This is a genomic window from Roseovarius sp. (assembly GCF_027019125.1).
Lineage (GTDB): Bacteria > Pseudomonadota > Alphaproteobacteria > Rhodobacterales > Rhodobacteraceae > Roseovarius.
This window is the reverse complement of sequence record NZ_JALUXE010000027.1, coordinates 423,360-439,397: the sequence shown is the minus strand read 5'-3', so window position 1 is coordinate 439,397 and position 16,038 is coordinate 423,360. Positions and strand designations below refer to the sequence as shown.

14 protein-coding genes are annotated in these 16,038 nt (G+C 63.2%); 8 read left to right on the top strand and 6 right to left on the bottom strand.

Annotation, left to right across the window (positions count from 1 at the left end):
• Positions 1–3: 3 nt before the first annotated feature.
• The 3 genes from MVC20_RS10370 to MVC20_RS10360 all read right to left on the bottom strand — a co-directional run bounded on the left by MVC20_RS10370 (position 4) and on the right by MVC20_RS10360 (position 4,042).
• Entirely contained in the window at positions 4–1,398 is a 1,395-nt protein-coding gene (locus tag MVC20_RS10370; protein ID WP_297541023.1) for a hypothetical protein, read from the bottom strand.
• A 208-nt stretch (positions 1,399–1,606) separates the two neighbouring features.
• The gene (locus MVC20_RS10365) at positions 1,607–2,296 is read right to left on the bottom strand and encodes a sugar transferase (RefSeq protein ID WP_297541021.1); all 690 of its coding nucleotides are present in this window, start codon (positions 2,294–2,296) and stop codon (positions 1,607–1,609) included.
• Between the two features lie 879 nt (positions 2,297–3,175).
• Positions 3,176–4,042, bottom strand: a complete 867-nt coding sequence (locus tag MVC20_RS10360; protein ID WP_297541019.1) for a branched-chain amino acid aminotransferase — start codon at positions 4,040–4,042, stop codon at positions 3,176–3,178.
• Between the two features lie 165 nt (positions 4,043–4,207).
• Here MVC20_RS10360 and MVC20_RS10355 point away from each other — a divergent pair, with 165 nt between their 5' ends.
• The 8 genes from MVC20_RS10355 (at position 4,208) to leuB (ending at position 11,791) form a co-directional block, all read left to right on the top strand.
• Positions 4,208–4,705 (top strand): MarR family transcriptional regulator, encoded by a 498-nt coding sequence (locus MVC20_RS10355; RefSeq protein WP_297541017.1) that lies wholly within the window; start codon positions 4,208–4,210, stop codon positions 4,703–4,705.
• Positions 4,702–5,403, top strand: a complete 702-nt coding sequence (locus MVC20_RS10350; protein WP_297541015.1) for a response regulator — start codon at positions 4,702–4,704, stop codon at positions 5,401–5,403. The genes MVC20_RS10355 and MVC20_RS10350 overlap by 4 nt, the downstream gene beginning before the upstream one ends.
• Positions 5,404–5,554: 151 nt before the next feature.
• Entirely contained in the window at positions 5,555–6,061 is a 507-nt protein-coding gene (locus MVC20_RS10345) for a hypothetical protein (protein WP_297541013.1), read from the top strand.
• 306 nt (positions 6,062–6,367) lie between these two features.
• On the top strand, positions 6,368–7,771 hold the full coding sequence (gene leuC / locus MVC20_RS10340) for a 3-isopropylmalate dehydratase large subunit (protein WP_297541011.1): 1,404 nt from the start codon (positions 6,368–6,370) through the stop codon (positions 7,769–7,771).
• Positions 7,771–8,376: a 3-isopropylmalate dehydratase small subunit gene (gene leuD / locus MVC20_RS10335; protein ID WP_297541009.1), complete on the top strand. Its 606-nt coding sequence runs from the start codon at positions 7,771–7,773 to the stop codon at positions 8,374–8,376. The genes leuC and leuD overlap by 1 nt, the downstream gene beginning before the upstream one ends.
• A 371-nt stretch (positions 8,377–8,747) precedes the next feature.
• Positions 8,748–9,557 carry a hypothetical protein gene (locus MVC20_RS10330; protein WP_297541007.1) on the top strand — a complete coding sequence of 270 codons (810 nt, stop codon included), beginning with the start codon at positions 8,748–8,750 and terminating at the stop codon, positions 9,555–9,557.
• A gap of 74 nt (positions 9,558–9,631) precedes the next feature.
• Positions 9,632–10,606 (top strand): endonuclease/exonuclease/phosphatase family protein, encoded by a 975-nt coding sequence (locus tag MVC20_RS10325; RefSeq protein WP_297541005.1) that lies wholly within the window; start codon positions 9,632–9,634, stop codon positions 10,604–10,606.
• 78 nt (positions 10,607–10,684) lie between these two features.
• Positions 10,685–11,791, top strand: a complete 1,107-nt coding sequence (leuB, locus tag MVC20_RS10320) for a 3-isopropylmalate dehydrogenase (protein ID WP_297541003.1) — start codon at positions 10,685–10,687, stop codon at positions 11,789–11,791.
• Positions 11,792–11,839: 48 nt separating this feature from the next.
• Here leuB and MVC20_RS10315 read toward each other — a convergent pair whose 3' ends face one another.
• From MVC20_RS10315 to MVC20_RS10305, 3 genes are all read right to left on the bottom strand, one after another.
• Positions 11,840–13,387 carry a Na/Pi symporter gene (locus MVC20_RS10315; protein WP_297541001.1) on the bottom strand — a complete coding sequence of 516 codons (1,548 nt, stop codon included), beginning with the start codon at positions 13,385–13,387 and terminating at the stop codon, positions 11,840–11,842.
• 121 nt (positions 13,388–13,508) lie between these two features.
• Positions 13,509–15,029, bottom strand: a complete 1,521-nt coding sequence (adh, locus tag MVC20_RS10310; RefSeq protein ID WP_297540999.1) for an aldehyde dehydrogenase — start codon at positions 15,027–15,029, stop codon at positions 13,509–13,511.
• 123 nt (positions 15,030–15,152) lie between these two features.
• Positions 15,153–16,019, bottom strand: coding sequence for a GAF domain-containing protein (locus MVC20_RS10305; protein ID WP_297541447.1), 867 nt, complete (start codon positions 16,017–16,019; stop codon positions 15,153–15,155).
• Positions 16,020–16,038: the final 19 nt, after the last annotated feature.

Sequence of the window (16,038 nt, the reverse complement as noted above, 5' to 3'; positions counted from 1 at the left end):
GCCTCACATGATCGGCCGCCAGCCCGGGGAGCGGCGGGGCGTTGTGGCAGGGCGCTGAATATGCGTCACCTCGGTCAGGCCCAGCACCGCGCCGGCAAAAAGCCATGTGAGCGGCGTGAGCGTGGCATTGGGCAGCATGTCGATCAGGTTGATGGCGAGCAAGAGCGCCACCGGGCCGATCAGGCGCACATGGGCGGCATCACCCAGGCGGCGCCCGTGGACCCAGAGCATCAGGATCGGCAGCGCGACAAGGCCGAATTCCGCCAGATACCCGACCCAGCCGAAGATGCCGATCAGGATGATCCAGCGGCCGTCGGTCACGGTCTCGATCACGCCGGTTACGGGATTGAGGATATGGTTGCGCCCCCAGCTGCCCCAGCCAAACAGCGGCTTTTCGAGGGCGCGCTCCATCAGGATATCCTCGTTATCGAGGCGGAAGCGCAGGGAATAGGCGCGCTCGGGGTCCACCTTGGCGGCCTGTTCGAGAATCCAGTCGACCGGGATCAGGCCTGCGCCCTTGAGCACCGGATAGGCAACAGCCACCACCGCCATCAGCCCCGCGATGCGGATTTGCATTCGCGTGGGCAGGAAGAGGGCCAGCGGGGCCAGATAGACGCCATAGATCAGCGAGCCCAGCGATTTGCAGAGCACCAGAACACCGCCAAGATAAAGCGCCGCCAAGAGGTAAAGAATGCGGCGTCGCACATCCGCCTCGCGCGCCAGTGCGATGGCGCAGGTCATGGCCATGACGGTGAAAAAGGCCACCCAGAGGCCGTGATACATGAAGACGATGGGGCGGAAGCCGCCCGCGCGCATCGTCTGCTCGAAACTGTGCTGGTAATAGCCGTAAATCCAGAAGTTGAGCTGGGGAGAAAGCCGCACCTCGAGGAGCATCGGCAGGGAATAGATCAGCCCGCCCAGCATCAGCGCCATCACCAGTTCGCGCAGCCCCTCAGGCGTGGCCAGATGTTGCCGCGCCAGAAGGAAGGGCAAGAGCAGGATGGCTTGCAGGAGGCAGAGCGCCACCATGTCCTTGAGCCCGAGCCCAGGCAGGCCGATGCGGCCATAGAAGACCGGCTCGCCATTGGTGAGGACCGTGGCAATGGGGCTCAGGATGAAGAGGGCGACAAGGACGCGGGCCGGCAGGCTCTTGGGCAAGAGCGGCGCGCGGGCCTTGGCATGAATGAGGCAGATGGCAAAGGTGGCAAGGCTGGGCAGCGATTCCTTGGTCAGGGGCGGCACCAGCGGGAAATCGAAGGCGGCGGGCGGCGGCGGCAGGAACATATAGGCGCCCAAGAGCGACCAGATCAGCGCACGCTCGATGGGCCAACGCCGGAACATCACCAGCGTGATCAGCGGCCAGGCGGCCAGCATCAGGTAGGCCAAAGCATTGGGCATGACGCGCCGGGCACCTCTTTGACTGTTTCGCCGGTCTGGCAGCGGGCCGCAGCGCGCCCCGCCGCGCCAGACGGCACGGACAGCCTAGGTGCCAGAACCGATGAATTTCAATAGATTCAGACCGATGCGCCGCGATTTTGGCGGCAAGGTGCATCAATGCGCCAGTGCCGGCCAGATTGTCCCGCGCAGGCAGGGGCGGCGGGGCCGCCTAGCAGCCGGTCCCGCAGAAGACCACGCGGAAGGTGCAGAGCATCACGCGCAGGTCGGTCCAGAGGGACAGCTCACGCAGATACTTGGTATCGAAGTTGGCGCGTTCGGCAAAGCTGCTCTCGTTGCGCACGGAAATCTGCCAATAGCCGGTGATGCCGGGGCGCAGCGCGTAATAGCCACGACCGGGATAGAGCGCCTTTTGGTTGGGCATCATCGGGCGCGGGCCGACGATCGACATGTCACCGATCAGCACGTTCCAGAGCTGCGGCAATTCGTCGAGCGAGGTCTTGCGGATCAGGCGACCGATGCGGGTGATACGCGGATCATGGCGCAGTTTCTGATGCTCGTCCCATTCCAGACGACGGGCGGGATTGGCCGCAAGATAGCTCTCGAGTTGGGCATCGGCGTTCAGCACCATGCTGCGCAGTTTCCACATCCGGAAGATGCGTCCATTCTTGCCAACACGATCCTGCGCGTAAAAGGGCGACGCGCCATCCCGTGAAATCAACACGCAGAGTACAGCCACGACCAAGAGCACGGCAGGTGCCGAAAGCAGGACAACGAGGATGTCCAGTACCCGCTTGAAGAAATGTCCGTAGACTTGAAAGGTTTTCAATCCGGCCGTCGGATTGTGAATCAATTTCGCGTCTACCTGGCGCAACGGCACCGGAACGGATCGCAATGGCATGGCAGCACTCCCCAGAATCTCGAAACCCCAAAACCGTTTACACATACTCTGGCCAGCCTGTTGCCACGTGCCGCGCCTGTCGTCCGGCACAGCGTTGCAATTATGTCCGAAACTTGGCGAAACTGTCGCCAGAGATCGGCAGGCTTTGACCTAGTAATCTATCACTTTTCGCATATGACTTCGGCAATGTAATTTACCCCGAGGATACGACCGGCCAATGCCCCCACTGCCTGTCATTTCCAGATTTACTAATTATTAACGTAACTTACATGTTGATGCACTTTGCCCCTGATCAAGTCAAGGACCTCGAAAAAATACAACTCAGGGATGTTTTCACCTTCCGCCACCTCTCGTCTGGTTATGACACCACCCCCTGTGGACGCCCATGTTTCGCCACAATGCGCCATGCCCATTTTGGCTGGATGCGGCCAGATCACGCCACATTTTAACCACAAACTGTCCCTCGAACTGTTGACGGCATCGCGGATCGCATAGGGGGTTGCGCGCCGGATTGTCCCACCTCTCGAAACAACCAATGGATACGTCGCGCATTACCGCTGCGATAGGGGGAAAAATACCGCTTTGGTTGCCAGAAACGGGTTGCGACGTAGCGTAATGTTGCAGTCCTGGAAACGTGGGGCGATCTGGGCCGCGCGCCAGAACCCTTGCGGCTTTAGACGGGGCGCGGGACGCGGACGCGCCACATTCCTGACACGTTTAAGGAGAGTTGCGAAACGGCCTTTTTCGGGATCGAATGGCGGCGCGGCGTGAAATTGCGGCGAATCAACCGGTCAAAACGGCAAAAAAACGCCGCCCGGCAGGGCCGGGCGGCGATTGCGGCGAAATTAGGGCCGGGGTTCGGCCAAGGCCTTGTACGGATCAGGCGCGCACGAGAGCCTCATAGGCCTGCGAGACCTCGCGCGTCATCGCGCCCACCTCGAAGGTGTAATCGCCGATCTGGCCGACCGGTGTCACCTCGGCGGCAGAGCCGGTTAGCCAGCACTGCTCGAACCCTTCCAACTCTTCGGGCATGATATGACGCTCGTGCACCTTGATCTGGCGATCCTTGAGCATGCCGATCACGGTCTGGCGCGTGAGGCCGTTGAGGATCGCATCGGCCAGCGGCGTGTGCACCTCGCCATCCTTGACGAAAAAGATATTGGCCCCGGTCGCCTCGGCCACATAGCCGCGATAATCGAGGAACATCGCATCCGAGCAGCCCTTGGCCTCGGCGGCATGTTTGGACATGGTGCAGATCATGTAGAGACCGGCGGCCTTGGCGGCGACGGGGATCGTCTCGGGGCTGGGGCGTTTCCATTTGGCGATGTCGAGCTTGGCGCCCTTCATCTTGGCGTCGCCATAGTAGTTGCCCCATTCCCAGGCGGTGACGGCCATGCGGATCGGGTTGCGCGCAGCGGCAACACCCATGTCGAGGCCAGCCCCCCGGAAGGCGACGACGCGGACATAGGCATCGGTGAGGTTGTTGGCCTCGAGCACGGCGCGCTTGGCCGCCTCGATTTCGTCCACGGTGTAGGGGATCTTCATATCCATCAGCTCGCCCGATTTCAGCAGGCGTTCGGAATGGGCGCGGCTCTTGAAGACCTTGCCGCCATAGCAGCGCTCGCCCTCGAAGACCGAGCTGGCATAATGCAGCGCATGGGTCAGGATATGCACATTGGCATCCCGCCAGTCCACCATTTTGCCATCCATCCAGATTTTGCCGTCCCGATCGTCATAGCCAGACATTTCCGCTTTCCCTTTGCGATGTTTGCATTTATTGCGCTAGTTATGTCCACCTCGGACATATTATTGCGCAAAAACTGAGATTCGGTAGCAGTTTGATCTTGGAATGTCAACAAAGCTGACTTAATATGAAATATGTGACGTGATGATTGTGAACGGAGCCTGGGCATGGCCGAACTGCATAGCGGCGAAAACCTGTTGTTTCTCACCGACGAGCAGTTGCGTCAGGGCATAGAAGCGATGTTTTTTGCCTATCGCGGTTTCACCGCCGATCCCGACCGTATCCTTGCAACCCTGGCCTATGGGCGCGCGCATCACCGGGCGATCCATTTCATTGCGCGCAGCCCCGGCACCACGGTCAACAACCTCCTGGCGATCCTTGGTGTGACCAAGCAATCCCTGAACCGCGTGCTGCGCACCCTGATCGAGGACGGGCTGGTCGAGAGCCGGGTCGGCACCACGGACAAGCGCGAGCGGCACCTGACCTTGACCGAAGCGGGGGCGGCGCTTGAGCGCAAGCTGTCGGACGCACAGCGCGCGCGGATGCGCGCCGCCTATCGGGCGGCGGGGCCGCAGGCTGTCGCCGGGTTCCGTCAGGTGCTTGAGGCGATGATGGAACCAGACTTGCGCCGCCGTTATCACGCCATCCGGGAGAGTGACACATGACCGAGCCCGCCCCCCATCTGCTTATTGTGGATGACGACGAGCGTATTCGCGGCCTTTTGCGCAAGTTCCTGATACGGCATGGATTCCTGGTGTCCGTGGCGCGCGACGCAGGCCATGCGCGCCGCGTGCTGGCGGGGCTGGATTTCGACCTGATCGTGATGGATGTGATGATGCCCGGCGAGAGCGGGGTGGAACTGACCCGCGCGCTGCGCGCGACCCACAAGACGCCGATCCTGCTCTTGACTGCCAAGGGAGAAACCCCCGACCGGATCGAGGGGCTGGAGGCGGGCGCGGACGACTATCTGCCCAAGCCGTTCGAGCCCAAGGAACTGTTGCTGCGGATCAACGCGATCCTGCGCCGGATGCCCGAGCCCGAGCAGGAGCCGGTGCAACCCAAGATCGTGCATCTGGGGCCGGTGCGCTATGACATCGAGCGCGCGGAACTCAGCCGCGCGGGCAAGCCCGTGCGCCTGACCGCGACCGAGGTGCAGCTGATGCGGATCTTTGCCGAGAACCTGCGCAAGCCGGTGAGTCGCGCCAAGCTGGTCGAGGACCTGGGCCGCGATGGCGGGCAGGCGCAGGAACGCGCCGTGGATGTGCAGATCACCCGTCTGCGCCGCAAGATCGAGAGCGATCCCAAGCAGCCGCGCTACCTGCAGACCGTGCGCGGCGAGGGCTATATGCTGTCGTCGGACTGAGCGTGGCCCCTATACATTCCGAAATCACGATGTTTGCACGCATAAGTGACTGACTGAAATCAAACAACCGTTGAGCGCGTGGTGCCTGCGTGAAAAGCTTTGCCTGTCGGCCGATCAGGCTTGGACAGATCGTTTCTTAGGAGAACCACAAATGCATTTTAGATTTGGGACAGCGCGCCTTGCGGCGCTTTGCGCAATTACCTTGCTGCTGGAGGGCGGGGCGATGGCCGCGCCCGTATCCGTCAGCGCGGTCATGGACCCGCAAGAGCAGATGCGCTTTGAGATGGGCGACGGCACCCCGCATTTCGTGCTGGCGGTGCGCCGCGAAGGCGTATCCGAGGGAGAGGGCGTGCTGGCCGGGGCAAAGGTCACGGAATTCGGCTGGCATGACATTCAGCCGCCTCTGGGGGGCGATCCGCGCGGCTATCTGCGGTTCGAGGCGGAAAACGGCGATGTGGCGGTCATCAAGTTCACCGTGCGCGCCGTGTTCATGAAAGGGGCCGACAAGCCTGCCCTGCATGATGACGGGTTTTGGGAACTGGTCAGCGGCACCGGGCAATTCGCGGACAAGCGCGGGGTTGGCGCGCTCAGGATCGAACCGGCGGGCGATCCCAAGCGGCTCTTTACCCTGACAGGCGAGATTGGGGACAAGCCTTGATCTGAAAAGCGGGATGGGGGCGCTGCCCCCGTCCCGGATTTCATCCGGGACTCCCCCGAGGTATTTCGGGCCAGATGAAGCGCGGGCGGCTCGGCATTGACCGCATCGCGGCACGCGACCCTCTTGATAGAGGGGCGGCGGCACTGTATCTGCGGTGCATGACACGGGTTTTCGACATGGATGATCGCGCGCGCCTGCCCTGGAGGTTCTTTGGGGCGATGCGCAGCATTACTGCGCGCCTATGAGGCGCGCCGCCTTTTCGTGACGTCTCTTAGCCAATCCAACCAGCAAAACGGGAGAGGACGCATGTCCCCCAAGACACTCTATGACAAGATATGGGATGCCCATGTGGCCCATGAGGCCGAAGATGGCACCTGCCTTCTTTATATCGACCGCCACCTCGTGCATGAGGTGACGAGCCCGCAAGCCTTTGAAGGGCTGCGGATGGCCGGGCGCAAGGTGCACGCCCCCGACAAGACCATCGCCGTGCCCGATCACAACGTGCCGACCACGCTCGACCGCGCCAATGCCGCCACCATGACCGAGGACAGCCGTATTCAGGTCGAAGCGCTGGACAAGAACGCGCGCGATTTCGGCATTCATTATTATCCGGTGTCGGATGTGCGCCAGGGGATCGTGCATATTGTCGGCCCCGAGCAGGGCTGGACCCTGCCCGGCATGACCGTGGTGTGCGGTGACAGCCACACCGCGACGCATGGTGCCTTTGGCGCGCTCGCGCATGGCATCGGCACATCCGAGGTCGAGCATGTGCTGGCAACGCAGACGCTGATTCAGCGGCGGGCCAAGAACATGAAGGTCGAGATCACCGGCAAGCTGCGCCCTGGCGTGACCGCCAAGGACATCACGCTCTCGGTGATCGGCGCCACCGGCACGGCGGGCGGCACCGGCTATGTGATCGAATATTGCGGCGAGGCCATTCGCGATCTGAGCATGGAAGGCCGCATGACGGTCTGCAACATGGCGATCGAGGGCGGCGCGCGCGCAGGCTTGATCGCGCCGGATGAAAAGACATTCGAATATGTGAAAGGCCGGCCGCACGCGCCCAAGGGCGCGCAATGGGAAGCCGCGCTCAACTGGTGGAAAACGCTCTATTCCGATGACGACGCGCATTGGGACAAGGTGGTGACACTCAAGGGCGAGGATATTGCCCCCGTCGTCACATGGGGCACGAGCCCCGAGGACGTGCTGCCGATTACCGCCACCGTGCCCGCGCCCGAGGATTTCACCGGCGGTAAGGTCGACGCGGCCCGCCGGTCGCTGGAGTACATGGGCCTCAAGCCCGGACAGAAGCTGAGCGAAGTCGAGATCGACACCGTCTTTATCGGCTCTTGCACCAATGGCCGGATCGAGGATCTGCGGGCCGCTGCCGAAATCCTGAAGGGCAAGAAGATCAAGGTGAAACGCGCCATGATCGTGCCGGGTTCGGGTCTCGTGCGGGCGCAGGCCGAGGAAGAGGGGCTGGCGGATATTTTCATCGAGGCCGGTTTTGAGTGGCGGCTTGCGGGCTGTTCGATGTGCCTTGCGATGAACCCCGACCAGTTGTCGCCGGGCGAGCGCTGTGCGGCCACCTCGAACCGCAACTTCGAAGGGCGTCAGGGCCGGGGCGGACGCACCCACCTGATGAGCCCCGCCATGGCGGCGGCGGCAGCGGTAACGGGGCATCTGACGGATGTAAGGGAGATGATGTGATGGAAAAGTTCGAGAAACTCAGCGGCATTGCCGCCCCCCTGCCCCTGATCAATATCGACACCGATATGATCATCCCCAAGCAGTTCCTGAAAACGATCAAGCGGTCGGGGTTGGGGGTGAATCTCTTTGACGAGATGCGCTATGACAGCGAGGGCAAGGAAATCCCCGAGTTCGTGCTGAACAAGCCGCAGTATCGCGAAGCGCAGATACTGGTTGCGGGCGACAATTTCGGCTGCGGGTCGAGCCGCGAGCACGCGCCCTGGGCGATCAAGGATTTCGGCATTCGCTGCATCATCGCGCCGAGCTTTGCCGATATCTTTTACAACAACTGCTTCAAGAACGGCATCCTTCCGATTGCCCTGCCGCAAGAGCAGGTCGATGTGCTGATGAAAGAGGCCGAGAAGGGCGCCAATGCGCGTATCGAGATTGACCTTGAGGCGCAGACCGTGTCGACCTCGGAAGGTCAGGTTTTCAGCTTCGAGGTCGATGCCTTCAAGAAGCACTGCCTGCTTGAGGGGCTGGACGACATTGGCTTGACGCTGGAAAAGGCCGCGGCCATCCAAAGCTTTGAGGCGCAGGCGGCGCAGGCGCGCCCCTGGGTCTGAACCGGGCCGCAACGCAGGAAAGGACGCCGCGGAGAAATTCGCGGCGTTTTCTTTTGCCCAAGCGCCTTGTGCCCACCCTAGCAGGCGCCACAAGATACAGTGTTTACAGCCCCTTACGCCACAAAGTTGAACCAAGTTTGATGCATTCCTGCACCACTTGGACCCTCAATAGGCCCTAAATCTTTTGTCTCATTCACCAAGAGCTTGTGGTGATTGGTAAAAGTAGGCAAAAATTGGGCGAGATTGAGGCAGTCCGCCATAAAGTGTGGGATCAAGTTGGAACAAGGGCGCGGCAGAGTATCGCGACCGACCAAGTTGAAGGGGAAAGGGCAGTGTTTTCACTGATTCCAGGGGCGCTAGCGCGCGCCATTATGATTGCGATCCTGGTCGCCACGCCCTCTTTGGTCGTGCCCTCCACAGGTGCGGATACTGCTCAGATCGTGATCGTGCTCTCGATCCTCGCGGGTTTCATGACCTTTATCGAGTATTACGGCAAATATCCCAGCATCATCGAATTCCGCTTTGCCCCGCCGTTCAACCGATCCAAGTTCTTTGCATTGGCCGCCATCCTCGTGTCATTGTCGTTGATCGTGCGCGGCACGACCAACCCGACCGGAGCGACCGAGTGGGTGACGCAATTCGGCCGGGGTTTGGGCAACGCCATCGATTTCCCCTATTCCCCCGTGCGTCTGGTGGTGCTGATGATGCCTGCGGATGCCGATGCCGCGCTGATCGACATGGTGCGGATCGCCTCGGGGATTTCCTATACCTTGTCGCTGGTCATGATCCTCTATTTCGTGACGCTGGTGCGGTTTCTGGGCTGGCCTGTGCGGTCGGGGGCGTTCAACGTCTGGATCAACCTTCCGCTCTTTGATCCCACGGGCGGCGGCGACGTGCTGCACCGGTTGCGGCGGGATGCCGGTCTTAACGTTGTATTAGGATCTTTGCTGCCATTCTTGATTCCAGCCGCGGTGCGCGCGGCCTCGGACATGGTTGACCCGATTTCGATCTCGCAACCGCAAACCTTGATCTGGACGATGACCGCATGGGCGTTTCTTCCTGCCAGCATGTTGATGCGCGGTATCGCGATGAGCCGGATCGCCGACATGATCGAGGACAAGCGCCGCCGTGCCTATGCCGAAGGCGACGCGCTGATCGCAAAGAGGCTGCAACGCACCTGATCGCGGGGCTTCTGGCGCTGCTTTTTTGCGCGCTGCCCGCCCATGCCGACAAACTGCGTCTGGCGAGTTGGAATGTGGAATTGGCACGCGCGGGGCCGGGCCTGCTGTTGCGGGATTTGCGGCGGGGCGACGATGCGCAGATTGCGGCAATCCTGCATGTGCTGGCGCAAACCCAGCCGGATATTCTGGTGTTGCAGGGGGTGGATTACGACCTTGACCTGCTTGCACTGAGCGCGCTGCGCGACCGTATTTCCGACGGGGGTGGGCCACGCTACGATCACCTCTTTGCCCGCGCCCCGAATGCAGGTCTTGCCACCGGGCTCGACATGGACGGCGACGGGCGGCGCGGCGGGCCGCGGGATGCGCAGGGATATGGCGCCTTTGCCGGTCAGGGTGGCATGGCGCTCTTGTCACGCTATCCCGTGGAGGCTGCGGACGCGCGGGACTTCACCGCGTTTCTGTGGCGGGACCTGCCCGGCGCGCTCTTGCCCCGGCGGGACGGCGCCCCTTTTCCCTCGGAGGCCGCACAAGCGGCGCAACGCCTGTCGTCACGCGCGCATTGGGTGGTGCCGGTGCAGCTGCCTTCGGGGCCGTTGCAGGTGATGATCTTTCATGCCACACCGCCGGTCTTTGACGGCCCGGAGGATCTGAACGGGCGGCGCAACCATGATGAGCTCCGGTTCTGGCAACTCTACCTTGATGGCGCGTTTGGGCCGCCGCCAAGGGGACGGTTCGTGCTGATGGGCGTTGCCAATCTGGACCCCGAGATCGGCGAGGGGCGGCCTGAAGCACTGCGCGCCCTCTTGGCCGATCCGCGCCTGCAAGACCCGCGCCCGACAGGCCTCGGCGACAAGGCGGCAAGGCTGGAAACCGTCGATTGGCCCCCGCCCGGCCCCGGCGCGCGGCGGGTGTCCTATATCCTGCCCGCTGCCGACCTGAGGGTCGCGGATGCAGGCGTGCATTGGCCGCCCGACGGCACACCAGAGGAGGATATGGCCGCCACGGCCAGCCGTCATCGGCTGGTCTGGGTCGATCTGAGCCTGCCGTAACATCGGGGTTTCTTGACCATTCCGGGGCTTGCGTATAGGCCAACGGGCAACATCCAACGCAAGCCAAGGAAACGCCCCATGAGCAACCCATCGCTTCTTATTCTGCCCGGTGACGGTATCGGCCCCGAGGTCATGACCGAGGTGGTCAAGATCATCGACTGGTACGGGGCCAAGCGCGGGCTGGTGTTCGACGTCTCCGAGGATCTGGTGGGCGGGGCCGCCTATGACAAGCACGGCACGCCGCTGCATGACGACACGATGGCAAAGGCGCAAGAGGTCGATGCCGTGCTCTTGGGGGCCGTGGGTGGCCCGAAATACGACGCTCTCGATTTCAGCGTGAAACCCGAGCGCGGCCTCTTGCGGCTGCGCAAGGAAATGGACCTGTTCGCCAACCTGCGCCCGGCGCAATGCTTTGACGCGCTGGCGGATTTCTCAAGCCTCAAGCGGGATGTGGTGGCCGGTCTCGACATCATGATCGTGCGGGAATTGACCAGCGGCATCTATTTCGGCGAGCCGCGCGGCATTTTCACCGAAGGCAACGAGCGCGTCGGCATCAACACGCAGCGCTACACCGAGAGCGAGATCGACCGCGTGGCACGTGCCGCGTTCGAGCTGGCGCGCAAGCGGGGCAACAAGGTCTGTTCCATGGAAAAGGCCAATGTCATGGAGTCGGGCATTCTCTGGCGCGAGGTCGTTCAGAAGGTGCATGACGCGGATTACCCCGATGTCGAGCTGAGCCATATGTATGCGGACGCAGGCGCGATGCAGCTTTGCCGCTGGCCCAAACAGTTCGACGTGATCGTCACCGACAACCTCTTTGGCGATTTGCTGTCGGATGCGGCGGCGATGCTCACGGGCTCTCTGGGTATGCTGCCGTCCGCCTCTCTCGGCCTGCCGATGGCCAATGGCCGGCCCAAGGCGCTCTATGAGCCGGTGCATGGCTCTGCCCCCGACATTGCCGGTCAGGGCAAGGCCAACCCGATCGCCTGTATCCTCAGCTTTGCCATGGCGCTGCGCTATTCGTTCGACCAAGGGGCAGAGGCCACGCGCCTTGAGAAGGCCGTGGAAAAGGTGCTGGCGGACGGGCTGCGCACTGCCGATCTCTTGGGCGAAGAGGGTGTAACGCCGGTCTCGACCTCGGAAATGGGGGATGCCATCGTGGCGGCGCTCGACGCAAGCCTCTGATCCAGGCAAGATTTCAGGCAAAGGCCCGTGCGCAAGCGCGGGCCTTTGTCATGGAATGACCTTGGCCTCTTCGGCATGCAGGGTCAGACGTTCGGCATGTTCCGCCACGCGCCCCAGCCAGCGCAGGGCATCGGTGCGGCCAAAGACCTCGGGCACCGAAATCAGCCCCACGTGTTCACGCAAGAGCGTGCCACGGCGAAAGCGGGCCGCGCGGGTCTTGATCAGCGCCCGCAAACGCGAGAAGCGACGCGCCTCGACCCCGCGGGCAAGCGCCGTGGCCAGCGCCGCCACATCGCGGCGCAAGAGCGGCTCACCGCGCAGGATGTCGATACGGTCGCGTTGGCCGCAGCGTTCCAGCAGGCGCTGGAAATGGTCGATCTGATGCAGCAGCAGCACATAGCGCGCCTGCTCGGCCCGCCGGTCGGGGGCCATGCGCAAGCGGGAAAGATAGGCCTCGAGCGCCTTCACCGCTTCGACCCCCTGCACCGAGACAGAGGCCAGCGCGCGCAGATCGCCCTCGGGCCCAAGCGCCTTGGCCAGCGCGGCAAAGAGCGCGCCGCGCAGACCATCCGCGACGCCCTGCGCGGCATCGAGCGCCGCGCCTTCATCCGCCAGCAGGCGTGGATCAAGCCCTTGGGCCAGTGGCACAGGGCGTTCGGGCACCAGCCGTTCCACCAGCACGGCAAAGCGGGCGGTAAAGGGCAGGAACAGCACCGTGCCCAAAAGGTTGAAGCCGGTGTGAAACAGCACGAGGGCGGTCTGATCATCCGTGCCCAGCCCCGTGCCATGCAGAACCGGCACCATCAGATCAAGAAGGGGAAAGGCCATCCCCGCCGTGCCGATATTGAAGAGAAGGTTCGCCAGCGCCGTCAACCGCATCGGCCGCGCCCCGCCCAGGCTCGCAAGAAGGCCGGTCACGGTCGTGCCCATGTTGAAGCCAATGACCAGCGCCGCCGCTTGGGTGAAACTGACCGAACCGGTCCCCAAAAGCACCAGCACCAGCGCCATGCCTGCCGAGGACGACTGAATGAGCGCCACAAGCCCCATGCCAAGCGCCACGAGCACGAGCCGCCCGCCCCACCCGTCCCCGGGCAAAAAACCGGGGTGCAAAAGGGTCTCTGCCCCGGTCATGGCGGATTGCATCATGTCGAGGCCGATGAACAAAAGCGCGAACCCGGAGAGCGCCCGCCCCGCCCGAGCGGCACGCCCCTGCCCAAGGAGCGAGAGCAAGGCCGCCGCAAACAGGAGCGGCAGCGCGATCACCCCGAGTTTGAGCTTGAGCCCCAGCACCATCACCAGCCAGCCGGTTATGGTCGTGCCGATATTGGCCCCGTAGAGCACCCCGATGGCCTGCGCAAAGCTGAGCAGGCCGGCACCCACCGTGCCGATGGTGATCAGGGTCACGGCGGTCGAGGACTGGATCAGCGCCGTCGCCAGGGCCCCGGTCAGCACCCCGCGCAGGGGAGAGGCGGTGACGCGCGCCAGGCGACGACGCAGGTCGGCCCCGGCCAATTCGCGCAGCGCCGCCGTCATAAGCTCCATCCCCAGAAGGAAGAGCCCCACGCCACCCAATGCGTTCAGGATTTGCACGATCATGCCCGGCCCCTTTTGTGCCAGATTGCACGTCGCACGGGCCATAGCCAAGAGCCCTGCCCGCCCGGCATGAAAAAGGCCGCCGGGGATCCCCCGACGGCCCATGTCCGCACCGATGGACGATTCAGAAAAACCCGAGCTTGTTGGGATTGTAGCTGACCAGCATGTTCTTGGTCTGCTGGTAGTGATCCAGCATCATCTTGTGGGTTTCGCGCCCGATGCCCGATTGCTTGTAGCCGCCAAAGGCCGCGTGCGCGGGGTAGGCGTGATAGTTGTTGACCCAGACGCGGCCCGCCTCGATGGCGCGGCCAAAACGATAGGCGCGCGTGCCATCGCGGGTCCAGACCCCGGCCCCAAGCCCGTACATCGTGTCATTGGCGATGGCGAGCGCCTCGGCCTCGTCCTTGAAGGTGGTCACGGACACGACCGGGCCAAAGATTTCCTCCTGGAACACGCGCATCTTGTTGTGGCCCTTGAGGATGGTGGGCTGGATGTAATAGCCGCCCGCGATCTCGCCGTTGAAGCGGGCAGCGTCGCCACCGACCAGCACCTCGGCCCCCTCTTCCACACCGATGGTGAAATAGGACATGATCTTTTCGAACTGCTGCAGGCTGGCCTGTGCGCCGACCATTGTGGTCATCTCGCGCGGGTCGCCCTGCTGAATGGCCTTCACGCGGGCGATGCAGCGCGCGATGAACTCTTCATAGATGTCTTCCTGGATCAGCGCGCGGCTGGGGCAGGTGCAAACCTCGCCTTGATTGAAGGCAAAGAGAACAAAGCCCTCGACCGCCTTGTCGAGAAAGGCGTCATCGGCGGCCATCACATCCGAGAAGAAGATGTTGGGGGATTTGCCGCCCAGTTCCAGCGTCACGGGAATGAGGTTCTCGGTCGCGGCCTCCATGATCTTGCGCCCTGTCGCGGTCGAGCCGGTAAAGGCAATCTTGGCGATGCGGGTGGATTTGGCGAGCGGCGCGCCAACCTCGGCCCCCATGCCGTTGACGATGTTGAGCACACCGGCGGGCAAAAGAGGGGCGACGAGTTCGGCCAGAACCATGATCGCGGCAGGGGTCTGTTCGGCCGGTTTCAGCACGATGCAATTGCCAGCGGCCAAGGCCGGGGCGAGTTTCCACGCCGCCATCAGGATCGAGAAATTCCACGGGATGATCTGACCCACGACGCCCAGGGGTTCGTGGAAATGATAGGCGACCGTGTCATGGTCGATCTCGGACATGGTGCCTTCCTGGCTGCGCAGGACGCCTGCGAAATAGCGGAAATGATCGACGGCCAGCGGGATGTCGGCATTGGTCGTCTCGCGAATGGGCTTGCCGTTGTCCCATGTCTCGGCCTGCGCCAAAAGGTCGAGATTGGCCTCGAGCACATCGGCGATCTTGAGCAGGGTGTTCGAGCGCTCGGCGGCAGAGGTACGCCCCCAGGCCTCGCGGGCGGCATGGGCGGCATCAAGAGCGAGTTCCACATCCATCGCGTCGGAGCGGGCGACCTCGCAGATCACCTCGCCGGTGATCGGCGTGATATTGTTGAAATAGCGGCCATTGACGGGGGGCACGAATGTGCCGCCGATGAAATTGTCATAGCGTGTCTTGAAGGGCGAGGCATAGCTGCCCGCGACTTGGGTCATCTCGTTCATTGGGGTTCCTCCGGTTGCGCCCGGTCCTCCGCCGGGAATGACCAGAGAATGCGACCTGCCCAGGCTTGCGTCACCGGGGGGGCGGGGCACCGGGCGGCCCACCTGTCTCAGGAGTGAGACACATCAATGCAGGTTTTCACCGATCCCCAGCCGTTTCATCCGGCGATAGAGCGTGGCGCGGCCGATACCCAGGGCGCGCGCCGCCTCGGACACATTGCCCGACGCGCGGGCAAGGGCGCGAATCACCGCCGCCCGCTCGGCCCGCTCAAAGCCGCTGGGGCCATCCTCGCGACCAAAGATGTCAGAGGCGGGAACGGGGCGGATCGGCCCGATGGCCCCCAGATTGAACGCCTTGCGCGCGGCGCGGGTGGCGCCGACGACGATGTCATCGGCATCGACCGCGAGCAGCATCGCCGCCTCGGTTTCGTCGTGGTCGGCATAGAGAATGCGCGCGCGCGGATGGGCGGCGCGGAAATTGTCGGCCTCGATCTGGCGGGCGGTCTGGGCCACCATCGCGGCGATCAGGCGGTTGAATGCCTCGGTCTGGTCGGAACGGGCCGAGGACACATCGAGCGCGCCGATGATGCGCCCATCCGCGCCATAGATCGGCGCGTCCATACAGCTCATGGCGGTGTTGCGCGCCAGAAAATGCTCATCCCGGTGGATGATGACACGGCGATCCTCGGCAAGACAGGTGCCAATCCCGTTGGTGCCCTCGGACGCCTCGGACCAATCGGCCCCCTGCCAGAGCCCCCAATCCTGAAAGATCGCGGCATCGCCCTGCGCGCAGCGCTGATCGAGCACGACCCCCTCGGCATCGGTCAGGAGCACGGCACAGCCGGAATGGCCGACAAGGCCGAAGAGCTGATCGAGTTTGGGCGCGGCCACTTGCAGGAATTGCGCCTGCGCGCCCTGGCGGGCAACAAGATCGCTGGCCTCTACCCGCCCCGGCGCGCGACGTTCGGCGGGGTCTAGCCCATGCTTGAGCATCGAGCGCCGCCAAGAGGCG

Excerpts from the sequence above, each read along its gene's own strand:
- MVC20_RS10370 (WP_297541023.1), bottom strand. The coding sequence starts at position 1,398 with ATGCCCAATGCTTTGGCCTACCTGATGCTGGCCGCCTGGCCGCTGATC.
- MVC20_RS10365 (WP_297541021.1), bottom strand. The coding sequence starts at position 2,296 with ATGCCATTGCGATCCGTTCCGGTGCCGTTGCGCCAGGTAGACGCGAAA.
- MVC20_RS10360 (WP_297541019.1), bottom strand. The coding sequence starts at position 4,042 with ATGTCTGGCTATGACGATCGGGACGGCAAAATCTGGATGGATGGCAAA.
- MVC20_RS10355 (WP_297541017.1), top strand. The coding sequence starts at position 4,208 with ATGGCCGAACTGCATAGCGGCGAAAACCTGTTGTTTCTCACCGACGAG.
- MVC20_RS10350 (WP_297541015.1), top strand. The coding sequence starts at position 4,702 with ATGACCGAGCCCGCCCCCCATCTGCTTATTGTGGATGACGACGAGCGT.
- MVC20_RS10345 (WP_297541013.1), top strand. The coding sequence starts at position 5,555 with ATGCATTTTAGATTTGGGACAGCGCGCCTTGCGGCGCTTTGCGCAATT.
- leuC (WP_297541011.1), top strand. The coding sequence starts at position 6,368 with ATGTCCCCCAAGACACTCTATGACAAGATATGGGATGCCCATGTGGCC.
- leuD (WP_297541009.1), top strand. The coding sequence starts at position 7,771 with ATGGAAAAGTTCGAGAAACTCAGCGGCATTGCCGCCCCCCTGCCCCTG.
- MVC20_RS10330 (WP_297541007.1), top strand. The coding sequence starts at position 8,748 with ATGATTGCGATCCTGGTCGCCACGCCCTCTTTGGTCGTGCCCTCCACA.
- leuB (WP_297541003.1), top strand. The coding sequence starts at position 10,685 with ATGAGCAACCCATCGCTTCTTATTCTGCCCGGTGACGGTATCGGCCCC.
- MVC20_RS10315 (WP_297541001.1), bottom strand. The coding sequence starts at position 13,387 with ATGATCGTGCAAATCCTGAACGCATTGGGTGGCGTGGGGCTCTTCCTT.
- adh (WP_297540999.1), bottom strand. The coding sequence starts at position 15,029 with ATGAACGAGATGACCCAAGTCGCGGGCAGCTATGCCTCGCCCTTCAAG.
- MVC20_RS10305 (WP_297541447.1), bottom strand. The coding sequence starts at position 16,019 with ATGCTCAAGCATGGGCTAGACCCCGCCGAACGTCGCGCGCCGGGGCGG.